Origin of the sequence: Enterobacter cloacae complex sp. 370H10 (assembly GCF_050031535.1) — a bacterium.
In the GTDB taxonomy this organism is placed as follows: domain Bacteria; phylum Pseudomonadota; class Gammaproteobacteria; order Enterobacterales; family Enterobacteriaceae; genus Enterobacter; species Enterobacter intestinihominis.
Window position 1 is genome coordinate 1,640,383 of the sequence record NZ_JBLGWG010000001.1, and the last position, 17,065, is coordinate 1,657,447.

A 17,065-nucleotide genomic window follows, 5' to 3' on the forward strand; every position below is an offset into this window, starting at 1 on the left:
TTACCTGAGCCAGTTGGTTTTTGCCAGTTCGATCACTTCGTCACCGCGCCCGCTGATGATGGCGCGCAGCATGTAGAGGCTAAAACCTTTAGCCTGTTCCAGCTTGATTTGAGGCGGGATTGCCAGCTCTTCTTTGGCGACCACCACATCCACCAGTACCGGGCCGTCGATGGCGAAGGCACGTTGCAGGGCTTCGTCCACATCTGAGGCTTTCTCCACCCGAATACCGGTGATACCGCAGGCTTCGGCGATGCGGGCGAAGTTGGTGTCGTGCAGCTCGGTGCCGTCCGTGAGGTAGCCTCCGGCTTTCATCTCCATCGCCACAAAGCCCAGCACGCTGTTGTTAAAGACCACGATTTTCAGCGGAAGCTTCATCTGCGCCACCGACAGGAAATCCCCCATCAGCATACTGAACCCGCCGTCGCCGCACATCGCCACCACCTGCCGTTCCGGTGCCGTCGCTTTTGCACCCAGCGCCTGCGGCATGGCGTTGGCCATTGAGCCATGGTTGAACGACCCAAGCAGGCGTCGTTTGCCGTTCATTTTCAGATAGCGCGCGGCCCAGACGGTGGGCGTACCCACGTCGCAGGTGAAGATGGCATCGTCGTCGGCGAAGTGGCTGATCTGCTGCGCCAGATACTGCGGGTGGATCGCTTTTTCGCTCGGTTTGGCGAGATCGTCCAGCCCCTTACGCGCATCGCGATAGTCGCTCAGGGCTTTATCGAGGAATTTGCGGTCCGTTTTTTCTTCCAGCAGCGGCAGGAGGGCGGCGAGGGTGGATTTAATATCGCCGATAAGCGCCATATCCACCTTGCTGTGCGCGCCGATGCTACCGGGATTAATGTCGATCTGGATAATTTTGGCATCCGTCGGGTAGAACGCGCGGTACGGGAACTGGGTGCCGAGCAGGATCAGCGTATCGGCGTTCATCATGGTATGGAAGCCGCTGGAAAAACCGATCAGCCCGGTCATGCCCACATCGTACGGGTTATCGTATTCAACGTGCTCTTTGCCGCGCAGGGCGTGCACAACTGGCGCCTTCAGCTTAGCGGCAAATTCCACCAGCTCTTTATGCGCGCCAGCACAGCCGCTGCCGCACATCAGGGCGATATTGTTGGAGTATCGCAGCAGCTGCGCCAGCTTTTTAAGTTCTTCATCCGCAGGGGTAATGGTTGGCTGTGGCGCAGAGTACCAGTGGGTGGTGGCGGTTTCAGGTGCAGCCTTCAGCGCCACGTCCCCCGGCAGCACAACCACCGAAACCCCGCGATTCAGGATCGCCTTACGCATGGCTATCGCCAGCACCTGTGGGATCTGCTCCGGCGACGAGACCAGCTCGCAGTAGTGGCTGCATTCACGGAACAGCTCCTGAGGATGCGTCTCCTGAAAATAGCCGCTGCCGATTTCGGATGACGGAATATGTGCGGCAATCGCCAGCACCGGAACATGGTTGCGGTGACAGTCGAAAAGACCGTTGATAAGGTGCAGGTTTCCCGGTCCGCAGGAACCTGCACAGACGGCGAGTTCGCCCGTGAGCTGCGCTTCGGCACCCGCGGCAAAGGCGGCGACCTCTTCATGGCGGGTGGGCATCCATTCAATGGTCTTCATCTTGTTGAGGCTGTCGCTGAGTCCGTTCAGCGAATCGCCGGTGACGCCCCAGATACGCTTTACGCCAGCCTGCTCCAGGGTTTTCGCTATGTATGCAGCCACGGTTTGTTTCATGGTGGTCCTTCTCCTTTATGTGATATCGCTTACAAGCTTAGAAGAAAGTCACTGTATTGGCTGCCTGGTATTCCATACGCACAGGCAGTAGGCACAACGTAAGCCGGGTAAACGCAATGCCACCCGGCAAAAAGCCCGGTGGCGCTAACGCTTACCGGGCCTACGAAGAGCCAACATGTACAAAGTAGGCCGGGTAAACGCAGTGCCACCCGGCAACAAATGGAGGCACTGCGCCAGATTATGCCAGCACCAGGTCCCCCTGCGGATGGCATGAACACGCCAACACGTAACCCTCTGCAATTTCCGCATCGGTCAGCGTCATGGTGCTGGTGACGGTGTATTCACCGGAAACCACCTTCGTCTTACAGCAGCCGCACACACCCGCGCGACAGGCTGCCGCTACCGGCACGTTATTGCTTTCGAGCGCTTCAAGCAGCGTGGTGCCCACGCGACCAAAGAAGGTCTGCGCCGGTTGCAGCTTCGTGAACTTCATCCCGCTGGTCGCCGCTGCCGCTACAGGCGTGAAGAACTGCTCTTTAAAGAAGCGGGTCACGCCGAGCGCTTTCACTTCTTTCTCCACGATCTCCATGTACGGCGCCGGGCCGCAGGTCATCACGGTACGATCCGCAATGTCCGGCACGCTTTGCAACATTTCGCGGCTCAGACGCCCCGCGACAAAACCGTGCGTCGCGTTGTGCTCAGCCACCAGGGTCACCGGATAATTTCGCCATTCCTCGGCAAAAATCACATCTTCCGGGGAACGCACGCTAAAGATCACCTGCACGTCGGCCTGAGGACGGTATTTCGCCAGCCAGCGGCGCATCGACATAATCGGCGTTACGCCACAGCCTGCCGCCAGAAGCAGGAATTTGTCTTCCTTCTTGTCGTCACAGGTGAACTCGCCCTGCGCGTCAGACAGCCAGATGTAATCCCCGCGCTTCACGTCACGGGTCAGCCACCGGGAGCCTGCGCCGTCATCAATACGACGGACGGTGAGCGTTATGTATTCGCTCACGCCCGGCGTGGAGGAGATCGTGTAGGCGCGCAGGGTATCCACCGAATTACGCACGCTCACCAGCGCATACTGACCTGCGCGGTACGGGTAGTAGTCATGGCACAGCAGCGACAGTGTCCACACATCCGGCGTCTCCTGTTGGATGTGATGAACCTGCATCCGCCACGGACATTGTGAGGTTGGCATGGTCATGAGTTACTCCTTACGCGCTCAGCAGTTGCTTCATATCATCTTCAACGTTGGTCACGGAACGCAGACCAAATTTCTCGTTCAGGATGGCCAGCAGGTCCGGCGTCAGGAAGCCTGGCGCGGTCGGCCCGGTGACGATGTTGGTCACGCCGAGAGAGAGCAGGGTCAACAGAATAACGATCGCTTTCTGCTCGAACCAGGAGAGCACCAGCGACAGCGGCAGATCGTTCACGCCGCAGCCCAGTTTCTCTGCCAGCGTGACCGCCAGAATGATGGCTGAATATGCATCGTTACACTGACCAGCATCCACCAGGCGTGGCAGACCTTCGATGTTGCCGAAGTCCAGCTTGTTGAAACGGTACTTACCGCAGGCCAGGGTCAGGATCAGACAGTCTTCCGGAACGCGGGTGGCGAAATCGGTGAAATAGTTACGTTCCCCGCGCGCGCCGTCACAGCCGCCGATCAGGAAGATGTGACGTAGTTTTTCACGGCTGACGAGGTCAATCAGGGAATCCGCCGCACCCAGCAGGGTTTCACGGCCAAAACCGACGGTGATGAGGTGCGGAATTTCGCTGTACGGGAAGCCTGCCATCTGCTGCGCCTGTGCGATAACCGGACCGAAATCATCGCCTTCAAGGTGGCTCACGCCCGGCCAGCCGACGATGCTGCGGGTCCAGATACGGTCGTCATACGCGCCCACGGTAGGGTCGATGATGCAGTTAGAGGTCATGACGATTGGGCCAGGGAAGCGGGCGAACTCCACCTGCTGGTTCTGCCAGCCGCTGCCGTAGTTACCGATCAGATGCTTAAATTTACGCAGTTCCGGGTAGCCGTGCGCGGGCAACATTTCGCCGTGGGTATAGACGTTAACGCCGGTGCCTTCGGTCTGCTTCAGCAGGTTGTAGAGATCTTTCAGGTCGTGGCCGGAGATCAGGATGCATTTACCTTCGGTCGCTTTGACGTTGACCTGCGTCGGCGTTGGGTGGCCGTAGGTGCTGGTTTCACCGGCATCCAGAATGCTCATCACTTTGAAGTTCATCTGGCCGATTTCCATCGAGCATTCCAGCAGGGCGTTCATGTCGGAAGGCCAGGTGCCCAGCCATGCCATGATTTTGTGGTACTGGGCATAAATGTCGTTGTCGTACTGGCCGAGTACGTGCGCGTGCTCCATATACGCCGCAGCACCTTTCAGACCGTACAGGCACAGCAGGCGCAGGCCGAGGATGTTCTCGCCAATCGCCGCTTTGTCTTTATTGGGAGTAAATTCGGCGGCCTGACGCTGTAGCTCGCCCAGGTCGTCGCTCACCAGCTGTAGTTCCGCCATCGGGTTGTCCACGCGGGCGCTGGCGTCGGCATTCAGGCATTGCGCTTTCAGGGCTTCACGCAGGGCAATCGCTTCGCGGGCATAGCCCACAATGCGTGGCGAATCGAAGTTAACGTTAGTCAGCGTGGAGAAAAATGCGCGCGGCGCAAAGCTGTCGACATAGTGATCGACAAGGCCATATTCACGGGCCTTGAAGGCCCAGGCGGATAAGCCTTGCAGCGCCGCAATCAGCAGGTCCTGGAGATCGGACGTTTCTGCGGTTTTGCCGCACATACCCTGCGCGTAAGAGCAGCCGTTGCCTGCCGGGGTACGGATGGTTTGTTCACATTGCACACAAAACATAATCACACCTGTTAAAGTTATATTTTAGATACATGTTTAAGGTTATGCCTGTGCCACAACGGAGAAAAGTGCTTTCTTATACTAAGTGGAGGGTTATTGATTTAGCGCAATTTTGGCGGCAGGTTCACTACCGCCAAAGCAGTATCAGGCTGAGAAGAACGCCATCAGGATGGGGACCAGCAGGCTCAGAATAAAGCCGTGTACAATAGCGGCAGGGACCATCTCAAGCCCTCCCGAGCGCTGTAACACCGGCAGGGTAAAGTCCATTGAGGTGGCCCCGCACAGGCCCAGCGCGGTAGAGCGGCTGCGGCGTACCAGGCCGGGGATCAGCATGATGGCTATCAGCTCGCGCGCCAGATCGTTAAAGAAGGCGGCGCTGCCGATCACCGGACCAAACGATTCGGTCAGCAGAATACCGGACAGCGAATACCAGCCAAAACCGGATGCCATCGCCAGGCTGGTTTTCAGCGGCAGATCGAGAATAAAGGCGTTAATCACTCCCCCCGCCATTGAGCTGGCCACAACGATAACGGCAACCATCATGCCCCGGCGGTTCAGGACAATCTGTTTCAGCGTCATGCCATTATTTCGCAACTGAATACCGATCAGGAAGAGCAGGAAAATCAGCGTATATTCGCTGGCTTCCGTAGCGTGCTGTAAAAAAGCCCATCCGGTTAGCCCCAGTAAAAAACCGAGCACCACCACGCCGCACAGCTTTAATGATTCCAGCGCCATCGCAATTCGGGAGGGAAGCTTTTCCTGATGGTGGTGATTTTTCCAGGGAATAGTGCGTTCCAGCCAGAACAGCGCGGCAATATTGCACAGCAGAATAACCACTACCGTAACCGCAGAATAATGCAGGATGGAAAGCAAGTTCGTCGCCAGATTATCCAGGAAGGCCAGGCTGATCCCCATAAAGAACAGAATGACGTAAACAATCCAGCTGAGAAAACGATTAATAAGCTTTAAGGCCGATTCATGACGCAGCGGAATAAGGTAGCCCACAATCAGGGGCAGAAGAATGATGAGGAGTCCTGAGAACATGAACAGCCGGTCCTTTTGAGTATCATTTAAGCGCCAGAGACACTACCCAATAAAGGCTGTACAGTAAAGCGGCAAAAGAAAGCCGGGTGGCGGATGCGCCTTACCCGGCCTACAAAGTGCACACTCACGTAGGTCGGGTAAGCTTTAGCGCCACCCGACATTACAGGCCGCACTTAATTAATCGCGTTTTTCCAGCAGGGTGCGATACAGCACGCCGCCCAGAATACCGCCAATAATTGGCATCACCCAGAACAGCCACAGCTGTTCAAGCGCCCAGCCGCCCTGGAAAATAGCCACCGCGGTGCTACGTGCCGGGTTAACGGAGGTATTGGTCACCGGGATGGAGATCAGGTGGATAAGCGTCAGCGCCAGACCAATAGCAATGGGGGCAAAGCCCGCAGGCGCGTATTTGTCCGTTGCGCCGTGGATCACCAACAGGAAACCTGCGGTGAGCACAATTTCAATCACGATAGCAGACAGCATTGAGTAGCCGCCTGGAGAGTGTTCGCCGAAGCCGTTTGACGCAAATCCGCTGGCCGCGGCGTCAAACCCGGCTTTTCCGCTGGCAATGACGTACAACACCGCCGCGGCAATAATACCGCCAATAACCTGGGCAATAATATAGCCAATAATATCTTTCGCCGGGAAACGTCCGCCCGCCCATAAACCTAACGTGACGGCCGGGTTGAAATGACCGCCGGAAATATGCCCCACGGCGAATGCCATGGTTAATACGGTTAAACCGAATGCCAGCGCGACGCCGACAAATCCAATACCTAATTCCGGAAATGCGGCTGCGAGTATTGCACTACCGCAACCACCAAACACCAGCCAGAATGTACCAAAGCATTCTGCCGCTAATTTTCTGAACATAACCACCTCAATAATAAACGTCCGCGCCCATTCCTGCGCGCGGGTTATATCGCCATAAAGGGATGACGACTCAAAGAGCCAGTATTTTGAAACCATCAACATCCCTTCGCCACTCAAATAAATTCACTAAATTTGATTTAAGGCAATGTGATGTCAATCCTTGTTCAGAATGGAGGTAATTAGAGCATAGCCCAATAATTAAGAGGGCGTATATTCTGCTGTCGTGACCTACAGCCTGCCGCTATACTGCTGATAACTTGAAGGAAAAAGTGGCCGAAATGCGGGGGATGTATGCTACTCGAACGTGTGGAGATTGTCGGGTTTCGCGGGATTAACCGCCTGTCGCTGCAACTGGAACAGAACAACGTCCTGATAGGCGAAAACGCCTGGGGTAAATCCAGCCTGCTGGATGCCCTGACGCTGCTGCTTTCGCCCGAAGCGAACTTGTACCACTTCGTCCATGATGACTTCTGGTTTCCGCCGGGGGATGTCAACGGGCGCGAGAAACACCTGCATATCATTCTGACCTTCCGCGAATCCGAGCCCGGTCGCCATCGCGTGCGTCGTTTTCGCCCTATGTCGCCCTGCTGGGTGCCCTGTGAAGATGGGTTCCAGCGTATTTTCTATCGCCTTGAGGGCGAAATGGCGCAAAACGACGGGGTATTAACCCTGCGTGAATTTCTTGATGAGAAGGGGAATCCGATCCCGCTCGATAATATTGACGAGCTTGCCCGCCATCTTATCCGCCTCTCCCCCGTGTTGCGCTTACGAGACGCGCGCTTTATGCGGCGGATCCGTAACGGCACCGTGCCGAATATGCCTGACGTGGAGGTGACCGCCCGCGAGCTGGATTTCCTCGCCCGTGAACTGGTCTCGCGGCCGCAGAACCTCACCGACGGCCAGATCCGTCAGGGACTGTCTGCCATGGTCCAACTGCTGGAGCACTACTTCTCTGAGCAGGGAACGGGGCAGGCGCGCCACCGCCTGATGCGCCGCCGCTCGCACGACGAGCAACGAAGCTGGCGCTATCTCGATATTATCAACCGCATGATCGACCGCCCCAGCGGGCGCACGCATCGGGTGATCCTGCTGGGATTATTCTCCACGCTTTTACAGGCGAAAGGGACGGTGCGCCTGGATCGGGACGCGCGCCCTCTGCTGCTGGTGGAAGATCCGGAAACGCGGCTGCACCCGATTATGCTTTCCGTGGCGTGGCATCTTCTTAATCTGCTGCCGTTGCAGCGTGTCACCACCACGAATTCCGGCGAGCTGCTCTCCCTGACGCCGGTGGAGTATGTCTGCCGCCTGGTGCGTGAATCCTCGCGGGTCACCGCCTACCGGCTCGGGCCCGGCGGGTTAAATGCCGAAGATGGCCGACGCATTGCGTTTCATATCCGTTTTAACCGAGCCTCTTCCCTGTTTGCCCGCTGCTGGTTACTGGTGGAAGGGGAAACTGAAACCTGGGTGATAAACGAGCTGGCGCGCCAGTGCGGACACCACTTTGATGCCGAAGGCATCAAAGTGATCGAATTTGCTCAGTCTGGCTTAAAGCCGCTGATCAAATTTGCGCGCCGGATGGGGATAGAGTGGCACGTGCTGGTGGATGGCGATGAGGCGGGTAAAAAATATGCGGCGACCGTGCGCAGCCTGCTCAATAACGATCGTGAAGAGGAGCGGGAACATCTGACCACGCTGCCCGCGATGGACATGGAGCACTTTATGTACCGCCAGGGATTTGACGACGTCTTTCACCGCGTGGCGATGATCCCGGTGGATGTGCCCATGAATATGCGTCGGGTGATTGCCAAAGCTATCCATCGGTCGTCAAAACCGGATTTGGCCATTGAAGTCGCGACGGAAGCGGGCAGGCGGGGCGTGGAGTCGGTGCCCACGCTGCTGCGTAAAATGTTCTCCCGCGTCCTCTGGCTGGCACGCGGGAGAGCCGATTAACGGGCAGTCGCCTGCGATACCTGTTGGTGCAGGCTATCAAGCAGGATATAGCGGCGGCGGTACTCGGACCGTTTTTTACTCGCAATCTCTTCCATCGGTTTGCGTGGCATGGTCAGTGGCAGGGCAAAGTTGCCGTTCTCCTGCTGCTGTCCGCCAAGGGAGCGCCAGAAGCTGTCATAGTCAGCCAGCAATTTTCCCTCTTTTTTCTTGCGATAGCGCCAGCTGCGGTAGATGTGGGTGGCGTTACTCACCGCGAGGATCTGCTCGACGGGGAAGGCGCCTGCCAGCGTCATGACCGCTTCAACCAGCAGACGTTTTGGGAACAGTCCGTGACAGGCTTTGGTCGCCAGCTGAATGTGCTCGTGCGGGACATGCGCTTTCGCCCCCTGCATTCCGCCGATGAAGAGCGTTGACTTGCCCTGGTATTGGCACAGCGTAAAGGTCAGCTCGGCCAGCACCGTGTTCTGGTGGTCACAAAAAGTGAGGGTCGCTTCCCCTTCTTTGTCCAGAAACGCATCCGCGCTCAGGCGAACGCTAAACTGCTGCTCCTCTTTGCCCGTTAACGTCACCAGCGTGATGCCCTGGCTGGAAAGGTAGCCGTTCAGCAGTGACGCCGGAAGATGTCGGCTCATCATCTGATAGTGATTGTCCAATGCGTCCAGCGTATTCTGACGGCCCATATTGACGGTCAGCCACGGTCGGTGCAGGCGGCACGGCAGGCCGGGCTGCACGCGCAGGATCTGCATCAGACGGGGCTGTTTTGCAAGGTTTCCGAGCAGGTGCGCAGTGGTGAACGGCGTTGCCAGCGAGCGCAACATAAACTTACGTCGATAGGCCGGATTTTGCCACGCCAGCCCCGGCGTGAGGGAACCCGATGCCAGGCTTTTAAACAGTTGCCAGCCCGATTTAGGCTGGGACAGCGTTGAATAAGGTGTATCGACGATGGAAGACATGTTAGATCCTGCTTCTGGTGGAATTTCGCTATTTCAGCAGGCGCTTTATCAACATCAGGTAAACAATTCCCGACGATTACGGGGATCGGGGGTTTCGTTGAGGAGTGGTTTAGATAAAATCAACGGTGATGATAGCCAGAACAATTATTTGGAATATTTATGAACCTGAAGGGAAAACGCAGAAAGCTGTTTCTGCTGCTGGCGGTAGTGGTGTTAGCAGGCGGATTCTGGTTATGGAAGGTACTGAACGCGCCGGTACCACAGTATCAAACGCTGATTGTTCGTCCGGGCGAGCTGCAACAAAACGTGCTGGCGACGGGGAAGCTGGATGCCCTGCGTAAGGTTGACGTGGGCGCGCAGGTCAGCGGTCAGCTTAAAACCCTGTCGGTTGAGATTGGCGATAAGGTTAAAAAAGGCCAGTTGCTGGGCGTGATCGATCCTGAGCAGGCGCAAAACCAGATCCGCGAAGTGGAAGCGACGCTGATGGAGTTGCGCGCGCAGCGCGCTCAGGCTCAGGCGGAGCGTAATCTCGCTCAGGTCACCCTGTCGCGCCAGCAGGCGCTGGCGAAAACGCAGGCCATCTCGAAACAGGATTTGGACACAGCCGCCACGGAGCTGGCGGTGAAGCAGGCGCAGATTGGCACCATCGATGCGCAAATCAAGCGGAATCAGGCCTCGCTGGATACGGCGAAAACCAACCTCGATTACACGCAAATCGTTGCGCCAATGGCCGGGGAAGTGACGCAGATAACCACCCTGCAAGGCCAGACGGTCATCGCCGCGCAGCAGGCGCCGAACATCCTGACCCTGGCGGATATGAGCACCATGCTGGTGAAAGCCCAGGTATCTGAAGCGGACGTCATTCACCTTAAGCCGGGGCAGAAAGCCTGGTTTACGGTGCTGGGCGATCCGCAAACCCGCTATGAAGGGGTGCTGAAAGATATCCTGCCGACGCCGGAGAAGGTCAACGACGCCATCTTCTACTATGCGCGTTTTGAGGTGCCAAACCCGCAGGGCGTGCTGCGTCTGGACATGACCGCTCAGGTGCATATCCAGCTGACCGGCGTGAAAAACGTGCTGACGGTTCCGCTCTCCGCGCTGGGCGAATCCGCCGGGGACAATCGCTACAAAGTTAAGGTGCTGCGCAACGGTGAAACCCGCGAGCGGGAAGTGGTGATTGGCGCACGTAACGACACCGACGTGGTGGTGGTCAAAGGGCTGGAAGAGGGTGAGGAAGTGGTCACCAGCGAAAGCCTGCCTGGAGCCGCGCAATGACGGCGCTGCTTGAGCTGAATGACATTCGTCGCAGCTATCCGTCCGGCGACGGGCCGGTGGAGGTGCTGAAAGGCATCTCCCTGCGCGTTGAAGCCGGTGAAATGGTGGCGATTGTCGGGGCATCGGGCTCGGGTAAATCAACGCTGATGAACATTCTCGGCTGTCTGGATAAGCCTACCAGCGGCACCTATCGCGTGGCCGGGACGGATGTTTCCACCCTGGACGGCGACGCGCTGGCGAAGCTGCGTCGCGAGCATTTTGGCTTTATCTTCCAGCGTTACCATCTGCTTTCACACCTGAGCGCGGCGCAGAATGTGGAAGTGCCAGCGGTGTATGCGGGCGTCGAGCGCAAAAAACGCCTCGAACGCGCGAAGGCGCTGTTAACGCGTCTTGGGCTGGCGGAGCGTGTTGATTATCAGCCTTCGCAGCTTTCCGGCGGTCAGCAGCAACGCGTGAGTATTGCCCGCGCGCTGATGAACGGTGGGCAGGTGATCCTCGCCGATGAGCCAACCGGTGCGCTCGACAGCCATTCCGGTGAAGAGGTGATGGCGATCCTGCATCAGCTTCGCGATCAGGGGCATACGGTGATTATCGTCACCCACGATCCGCAGGTGGCAGCGCAGGCGGAACGCATTATCGAGATCCACGACGGCGAGCTGGTCAGCAACCCGCCGCCACGTCAGTCCAGAGCGGCGGCGACGAAAGAGGCGCTGCCGGCCGCAACTGGCTGGGGCCAGTTTTCCAGCGGTTTCCGCGAGGCGCTGACCATGGCCTGGCTGGCGATGGCGGCCAACAAAATGCGCACTCTGCTGACCATGCTTGGCATCATTATTGGTATTGCCTCAGTGGTGTCGATTGTGGTGGTGGGCGATGCGGCGAAACAGCTGGTGCTGGCAGATATTCGCGCCATCGGGACTAACACCATCGACGTTTACCCCGGCAAAGATTTTGGCGACGACGAGCCGCAGTATCAGCAGGCGCTGAAGTATGACGATCTGGCGGCTATTCAGAAGCAGCCGTGGGTGAACTCCGCCACGCCTGCCGTCTCGCAAAACCTGCGTCTGCGCTACGGCAACATCGACGTGGCGGCCAGCGCTAACGGCGTCAGCGGAGATTACTTCAACGTCTACGGCATGACCTTCAGCGAAGGGGCGACCTTCAACGCTGAACAGCTGGCGGGCAGGGCGCAGGTGGTGGTGTTAGACGCTAACTCCCGCAGGCAGCTGTTCCCGAATAAGACCAATGTGGTGGGGGAAGTGATCCTCGTAGGCAACATGCCAGCGACGGTGATCGGCGTGGCGGAAGAGAAGCAGTCGATGTTCGGCAGCAGTAAAATCCTGCGCGTCTGGCTGCCGTACACCACCATTTCCGGGCGCATCATGGGGCAGTCATGGCTTAACTCTATTACCGTTCGAGTGAAGGAGGGCTACGACAGCGGGCTGGCGGAACAGCAGCTGGAGCGGCTGTTAACCCTGCGCCACGGGAAAAAGGATTTCTTCACCTGGAATATGGATGGCCTCTTGAAAACGGCGGAAAAGACCACACGTACTCTTCAGCTGTTCCTGACGCTGGTGGCGGTGATTTCGCTGGTCGTCGGCGGGATAGGGGTGATGAACATTATGCTGGTGTCGGTGACCGAACGTACGCGGGAGATCGGCATCCGCATGGCGGTCGGAGCCAGAGCCAGCGACGTGCTGCAGCAATTTTTGATTGAAGCGGTGCTGGTGTGTCTGGTGGGCGGTGCGATGGGGATTGCGCTCTCGATGATGATCGCCTTTGCGCTCCAGCTCTTCTTACCGGGCTGGGAGATTGGCTTCTCGCCGATGGCGATCCTGACGGCGTTTTTATGTTCCACCTTCACCGGTATTCTGTTCGGCTGGCTACCGGCGCGGAACGCGGCGCGGCTGGATCCGGTGGATGCGCTGGCGCGCGAATAACCCGAAAATAAAAATGCCAGCCGATCGGGCTGGCATTTTGCCTGCAGGGTGTACACAATGAATCAGAGAGCTATGCAACCGCTTCTGCTTCAACGGGGACGATCAGACTGGCATGATTGCCTTTTGGCCCCTGGTGTACATCGAACCGGACGGACTGCCCGGCTTTGAGCGTCCTGTAACCATCCATCTGAATGGTGGAATAGTGAGCGAAGATATCCTCGCCGCCGCCTTCGGGGCAAATGAAGCCAAACCCCTTGGCGTTGTTGAACCACTTAACAGTACCCATTTCCATGCTTCGACATCCTTCGTAAATCTTATAAATTAAGATGGAATGAACCGGTGGTGGAGTGGGGGCTGTTCAAAACCTCGCCAACTCACGCTTGTACAATTTAGAGAAACGGAAGAAGCCGTCAAGCGTTTGGCGCTGGAGTTGGGACAATAATCAACCAAAATTTGAGGCAGTTAACGCTATTGCAACAGTTTGTGACAGACATCGCGGATGACAGTAATAGATGATTGTTATCTAACATCTGAGGTAGATTCAAAGTGGTTATGCATAATGGGTAAGACCAACGATTGGCTGGATTTTGACCAGCTGGCGGAAGATAAAGTGCGCGACGCGCTAAAACCGCCATCTATGTATAAAGTTATGTTAATGAACGATGATTACACGCCGATGGAATTTGTTATTGACGTGCTACAAAAGTTCTTTTCTTATGATGTTGAACGTGCAACGCAACTGATGCTTACCGTTCATTATCGTGGCAAAGCGATCTGCGGCATCTTTACTGCCGAAGTAGCGGAAACCAAAGTAGCGATGGTGAACGACTATGCAAGGGAGAACGAGCATCCGTTGCTGTGTACGCTGGAAAAGGCCTGATAAGGCATAAAATTGGGGGAGGTGCCTATGCTCAATCAAGAACTGGAACTCAGTTTAAACATGGCTTTCGCCAGAGCGCGTGAGCACCGACATGAGTTTATGACCGTCGAGCATTTGCTGCTCGCACTGCTTAGCAACCCATCTGCCCGCGAAGCGCTGGAAGCCTGCTCCGTGGATCTGGTGGCGCTACGTCAGGAACTCGAAGCCTTCATCGAACAAACCACACCGGTGCTGCCAGCCAGTGAAGAAGAGCGCGACACACAGCCGACGCTCAGCTTCCAGCGCGTGCTGCAGCGCGCGGTTTTCCACGTCCAGTCTTCCGGACGTAGCGAAGTGACGGGCGCCAATGTGCTGGTCGCCATCTTCAGTGAGCAGGAGTCCCAGGCGGCCTACCTGCTGCGTAAACACGAAGTCAGCCGGCTCGACGTGGTCAACTTCATCTCTCACGGAACGCGAAAAGACGAGCCTAACCAGGCATCGGATCCCAGCGGACAGATCAACAGCAATGAAGAGCAAGCAGGCGGGGAGGATCGTATGGAAAACTTCACCACCAACCTTAACCAGCTTGCTCGCGTTGGCGGTATCGACCCGCTGATTGGCCGCGACAAAGAGCTGGAACGTGCCATACAGGTGCTGTGCCGTCGCCGCAAGAATAACCCGCTGCTGGTGGGGGAATCTGGCGTGGGTAAAACCGCGATTGCCGAAGGTCTGGCCTGGCGCATTGTGCAGGGCGACGTGCCGGAAGTGATTGCCGACTGCACCATCTACTCACTGGATATCGGCTCGCTGCTGGCGGGCACCAAATACCGCGGTGATTTTGAAAAACGTTTCAAAGCGCTGTTAAAACAGCTGGAGCAGGACACCAACAGCATCCTGTTTATCGATGAGATCCACACCATCATCGGCGCAGGCGCGGCTTCCGGTGGTCAGGTAGATGCCGCCAACCTGATCAAACCGCTGCTCTCCAGCGGCAAGATCCGCGTGATGGGCTCTACGACGTACCAGGAGTTCAGCAACATCTTTGAGAAGGATCGTGCGCTGGCGCGTCGTTTCCAGAAAATCGACGTAACCGAGCCGTCGGTTGACGAAACGGTGCAGATCATCAACGGCCTGAAAACCAAGTACGAAGCGCACCATGACGTGCGTTACACCGCGAAAGCGGTGCGTGCGGCGGTGGAGCTGGCGGTGAAATACATCAACGATCGTCATCTGCCGGATAAAGCGATCGACGTGATTGATGAAGCGGGTGCGCGTGCGCGCCTGATGCCAGCGAGCAAGCGTAAGAAAACCGTGAACGTAGCGGATATCGAGTCCGTGGTGGCCCGTATCGCACGTATCCCTGAGAAGAGCGTCTCTCAGAGCGACCGTGATACGCTGCGCACCCTCGGCAATCGCCTGAAAATGCTGGTCTTTGGTCAGGATAAAGCTATTGAGGCCTTAACCGAAGCGATCAAGATGGCCCGTGCTGGCCTGGGGCATGACCACAAGCCTGTCGGTTCCTTCCTGTTCGCCGGCCCGACCGGTGTGGGTAAAACCGAGGTAACGGTGCAGCTCTCCAAAGCGCTGGGCATTGAGCTGTTGCGCTTTGATATGTCCGAGTATATGGAGCGTCACACCGTCAGCCGTTTGATTGGTGCGCCTCCGGGCTACGTGGGCTTTGACCAGGGCGGCCTGCTCACCGACGCGGTGATCAAGCATCCGCACGCGGTCCTGCTGCTCGATGAAATCGAGAAAGCGCACCCGGACGTGTTCAACATCCTGTTGCAGGTGATGGACAACGGGACGCTGACCGATAACAACGGGCGCAAGGCCGATTTCCGCAACGTGGTGCTGGTGATGACCACCAATGCCGGGGTACGTGAAACCGAGCGCAAATCCATCGGCCTGATCCATCAGGATAACAGCACCGATGCGATGGAGGAGATCAAGAAGATCTTCACGCCGGAGTTCCGTAACCGTCTGGACAACATTATCTGGTTCGATCACCTGTCTACCGAGGTGATCCATCAGGTGGTGGATAAGTTCATCGTCGAGCTGCAGGTTCAGCTGGATCAGAAAGGCGTGTCGCTGGAAGTGAGCCAGGAGGCCCGCAACTGGCTGGCCGAGAAAGGCTACGACCGTGCGATGGGTGCCCGTCCGATGGCGCGTGTGATTCAGGACAACCTGAAGAAACCGCTGGCGAACGAACTGCTGTTTGGATCGCTGGTTGACGGCGGCCAGGTGACCGTGGCGCTGGATCAGGCGAAGAACGAGCTGACGTACGATTTCCAGAGCGCGGCGAAGCACAAGCCGGAAGCGGCTCACTGAGTTGAAAGGTAAAAGCAAAACGGCAACTTCGGTTGCCGTTTTTTTTGTTTGCTCCCTCTCCCAGTGGGAGAGGGCTGGGGTGAGGGCATCAGGCCGCAGAGGAATTTTGCGAGGCGCTTTCCAGATTCTTTCGAAGTCAGTTGCTGGATAAATCTACAGTAATAAAATGGTGTCGCACCTGCAAAATCGGGTGCCGGGATTGGCGTCCTGAAAGTGTGTGCACAGACAATCTTGCGTGCATAAAGGATTACATATGACTAATATTAATAGCTTCGCCCAGCTCTACACCGAACTCTCCCTCAACCCCGATCTCCCAACTCTTGCCGAACGCTGTAACCTGCTCACTGAAATCCTGCTCGACTGTCATTCGCTCCCACAAACGCAGCCCGTTTGCCGCTGTCTCGGAGCTTATCTGGAAGAGGTAAAATCCGGCCTCACAGAATCCATGCGTGATTTTCAGATGGTGGAATTTGAGGACGAAGCGGAACAGCCGCGACAAAAAGAGTGGTTGCTGGAAGATACAGAAACGAAATGTGACTACTGCCGGGCGTTAAACCACGTGCTGCTGGTTTCGCATTTTGACCGCGATATGTTGCCGCACCTGACGGGACTGTTGCATGACATTACCCACGCGATAGCTGAAGATTTAATCGTACCCATGAACCCGTGCATGACAATACATCTGCCGACACAGCCACACTAAGGCCATAAATAAAAAAGGCCGGGATTGTCCCGACCTTTTAAATATTCATCTGCCATTACAGGCGAAAACAATTAGCGACTACGGAAGACAATGCGGCCTTTGCTCAGGTCGTACGGGGTCAGTTCAACAGTCACTTTGTCGCCCGTCAAAATGCGGATATAGTTTTTGCGCATTTTACCGGAGATGTGCGCAGTTACCACGTGACCGTTTTCCAGTTCTACGCGAAACATGGTATTAGGCAACGTATCAAGTACGGTACCCTGCATTTCAATATTGTCTTCTTTGGCCATCTAATCCTCTGGGGTATCACTACCAAGTTTTGAACCGGCAAGATAATGCCGAAATTCATCAATTAAGTAAAGAATTGCGCGTTTAAAACGCAGCAAAACAATTTCAGCGTATTGCCCAAGCGTCACGGTACAACCGAACGGAAAGCGCATTCGTAAAGGGGATACGACAGGATAAACGTCAGGACGTTATCTGAAGCGAGGGTCCCAAACGGCGGCGGGGCAACAGGCAGAAGCTACTCTGCGGCGTAATTATAACACCCTCAT

At 56.5% G+C, this 17,065-nt stretch carries 15 protein-coding genes; 7 read left to right on the forward strand and 8 right to left on the reverse strand.

Annotated elements, in window-relative coordinates:
* The 5 genes from poxB to aqpZ form a co-directional block, all read right to left on the reverse strand.
* Entirely contained in the window at window positions 1–1,719 is a 1,719-nt protein-coding gene (gene poxB / locus ACQG2Q_RS08000; RefSeq protein WP_063163397.1) for a ubiquinone-dependent pyruvate dehydrogenase, read from the reverse strand.
* Between the two features lie 238 nt (window positions 1,720–1,957).
* Window positions 1,958–2,926, reverse strand: a complete 969-nt coding sequence (hcr, locus tag ACQG2Q_RS08005; RefSeq protein ID WP_063146160.1) for an NADH oxidoreductase — start codon at window positions 2,924–2,926, stop codon at window positions 1,958–1,960.
* 10 nt (window positions 2,927–2,936) lie between these two features.
* Window positions 2,937–4,589, reverse strand: coding sequence for a hydroxylamine reductase (gene hcp, locus ACQG2Q_RS08010; RefSeq protein WP_023299708.1), 1,653 nt, complete (start codon window positions 4,587–4,589; stop codon window positions 2,937–2,939).
* Window positions 4,590–4,733: 144 nt separating this feature from the next.
* The gene (locus ACQG2Q_RS08015) at window positions 4,734–5,633 is read right to left on the reverse strand and encodes a lysine exporter LysO family protein (protein WP_022647606.1); all 900 of its coding nucleotides are present in this window, start codon (window positions 5,631–5,633) and stop codon (window positions 4,734–4,736) included.
* A gap of 177 nt (window positions 5,634–5,810) precedes the next feature.
* Window positions 5,811–6,506 (reverse strand): aquaporin Z, encoded by a 696-nt coding sequence (gene aqpZ, locus ACQG2Q_RS08020; protein ID WP_063849224.1) that lies wholly within the window; start codon window positions 6,504–6,506, stop codon window positions 5,811–5,813.
* A 291-nt stretch (window positions 6,507–6,797) separates the two neighbouring features.
* Here aqpZ and ACQG2Q_RS08025 point away from each other — a divergent pair, with 291 nt between their 5' ends.
* The gene (locus ACQG2Q_RS08025; RefSeq protein ID WP_063849204.1) at window positions 6,798–8,456 is read left to right on the forward strand and encodes an ATP-dependent endonuclease; all 1,659 of its coding nucleotides are present in this window, start codon (window positions 6,798–6,800) and stop codon (window positions 8,454–8,456) included.
* Here ACQG2Q_RS08025 and ACQG2Q_RS08030 read toward each other — a convergent pair.
* On the reverse strand, window positions 8,453–9,409 hold the full coding sequence (locus ACQG2Q_RS08030; RefSeq protein WP_063849203.1) for a VirK/YbjX family protein: 957 nt from the start codon (window positions 9,407–9,409) through the stop codon (window positions 8,453–8,455). The genes ACQG2Q_RS08025 and ACQG2Q_RS08030 overlap by 4 nt on opposite strands.
* Here ACQG2Q_RS08030 and ACQG2Q_RS08035 point away from each other — a divergent pair.
* The 3 genes from ACQG2Q_RS08035 to macB are packed head-to-tail and all read left to right on the forward strand — an operon-like array spanning window position 9,399 to window position 12,621.
* Window positions 9,399–9,572: a hypothetical protein gene (locus ACQG2Q_RS08035; protein WP_159427240.1), complete on the forward strand. Its 174-nt coding sequence runs from the start codon at window positions 9,399–9,401 to the stop codon at window positions 9,570–9,572. The two genes, ACQG2Q_RS08030 and ACQG2Q_RS08035, sit on opposite strands and share 11 nt — an antisense overlap.
* Window positions 9,569–10,684 carry a macrolide transporter subunit MacA gene (gene macA, locus ACQG2Q_RS08040; protein ID WP_022647609.1) on the forward strand — a complete coding sequence of 372 codons (1,116 nt, stop codon included), beginning with the start codon at window positions 9,569–9,571 and terminating at the stop codon, window positions 10,682–10,684. The genes ACQG2Q_RS08035 and macA overlap by 4 nt, the downstream gene beginning before the upstream one ends.
* Window positions 10,681–12,621 (forward strand): macrolide ABC transporter ATP-binding protein/permease MacB, encoded by a 1,941-nt coding sequence (macB, locus tag ACQG2Q_RS08045; RefSeq protein WP_032624546.1) that lies wholly within the window; start codon window positions 10,681–10,683, stop codon window positions 12,619–12,621. The genes macA and macB overlap by 4 nt, the downstream gene beginning before the upstream one ends.
* A 70-nt stretch (window positions 12,622–12,691) precedes the next feature.
* On the opposite strand, the gene cspD is transcribed toward macB, so the two are convergent.
* Complete coding sequence (gene cspD, locus ACQG2Q_RS08050; RefSeq protein ID WP_006174390.1) at window positions 12,692–12,913, reverse strand: cold shock-like protein CspD; 222 nt, start codon at window positions 12,911–12,913, stop codon at window positions 12,692–12,694.
* 267 nt (window positions 12,914–13,180) lie between these two features.
* On the opposite strand from cspD, the gene clpS reads away from it, so the two are divergent.
* From clpS to ACQG2Q_RS08065, 3 genes are all read left to right on the forward strand, one after another.
* Window positions 13,181–13,501, forward strand: coding sequence for an ATP-dependent Clp protease adapter ClpS (gene clpS / locus ACQG2Q_RS08055; RefSeq protein ID WP_006174393.1), 321 nt, complete (start codon window positions 13,181–13,183; stop codon window positions 13,499–13,501).
* Window positions 13,502–13,528: 27 nt separating this feature from the next.
* Window positions 13,529–15,808 (forward strand): ATP-dependent Clp protease ATP-binding subunit ClpA, encoded by a 2,280-nt coding sequence (clpA, locus tag ACQG2Q_RS08060; RefSeq protein WP_022647611.1) that lies wholly within the window; start codon window positions 13,529–13,531, stop codon window positions 15,806–15,808.
* A gap of 253 nt (window positions 15,809–16,061) precedes the next feature.
* Entirely contained in the window at window positions 16,062–16,511 is a 450-nt protein-coding gene (locus tag ACQG2Q_RS08065) for a hypothetical protein (RefSeq protein ID WP_096216924.1), read from the forward strand.
* Between the two features lie 71 nt (window positions 16,512–16,582).
* Here ACQG2Q_RS08065 and infA read toward each other — a convergent pair whose 3' ends face one another.
* Window positions 16,583–16,801, reverse strand: a complete 219-nt coding sequence (infA, locus tag ACQG2Q_RS08070) for a translation initiation factor IF-1 (RefSeq protein WP_002211347.1) — start codon at window positions 16,799–16,801, stop codon at window positions 16,583–16,585.
* Window positions 16,802–17,065: the final 264 nt, after the last annotated feature.

Coding starts and splice junctions, on each gene's coding strand:
- poxB (WP_063163397.1), bottom strand. CDS start 1,719: ATGAAACAAACCGTGGCTGCATACATAGCGAAAACCCTGGAGCAGGCT.
- hcr (WP_063146160.1), bottom strand. CDS start 2,926: ATGACCATGCCAACCTCACAATGTCCGTGGCGGATGCAGGTTCATCAC.
- hcp (WP_023299708.1), bottom strand. CDS start 4,589: ATGTTTTGTGTGCAATGTGAACAAACCATCCGTACCCCGGCAGGCAAC.
- ACQG2Q_RS08015 (WP_022647606.1), bottom strand. CDS start 5,633: ATGTTCTCAGGACTCCTCATCATTCTTCTGCCCCTGATTGTGGGCTAC.
- aqpZ (WP_063849224.1), bottom strand. CDS start 6,506: ATGTTCAGAAAATTAGCGGCAGAATGCTTTGGTACATTCTGGCTGGTG.
- ACQG2Q_RS08025 (WP_063849204.1), top strand. CDS start 6,798: ATGCTACTCGAACGTGTGGAGATTGTCGGGTTTCGCGGGATTAACCGC.
- ACQG2Q_RS08035 (WP_159427240.1), top strand. CDS start 9,399: ATGGAAGACATGTTAGATCCTGCTTCTGGTGGAATTTCGCTATTTCAG.
- ACQG2Q_RS08030 (WP_063849203.1), bottom strand. CDS start 9,409: ATGTCTTCCATCGTCGATACACCTTATTCAACGCTGTCCCAGCCTAAA.
- macA (WP_022647609.1), top strand. CDS start 9,569: ATGAACCTGAAGGGAAAACGCAGAAAGCTGTTTCTGCTGCTGGCGGTA.
- macB (WP_032624546.1), top strand. CDS start 10,681: ATGACGGCGCTGCTTGAGCTGAATGACATTCGTCGCAGCTATCCGTCC.
- cspD (WP_006174390.1), bottom strand. CDS start 12,913: ATGGAAATGGGTACTGTTAAGTGGTTCAACAACGCCAAGGGGTTTGGC.
- clpS (WP_006174393.1), top strand. CDS start 13,181: ATGGGTAAGACCAACGATTGGCTGGATTTTGACCAGCTGGCGGAAGAT.
- clpA (WP_022647611.1), top strand. CDS start 13,529: ATGCTCAATCAAGAACTGGAACTCAGTTTAAACATGGCTTTCGCCAGA.
- ACQG2Q_RS08065 (WP_096216924.1), top strand. CDS start 16,062: ATGACTAATATTAATAGCTTCGCCCAGCTCTACACCGAACTCTCCCTC.
- infA (WP_002211347.1), bottom strand. CDS start 16,801: ATGGCCAAAGAAGACAATATTGAAATGCAGGGTACCGTACTTGATACG.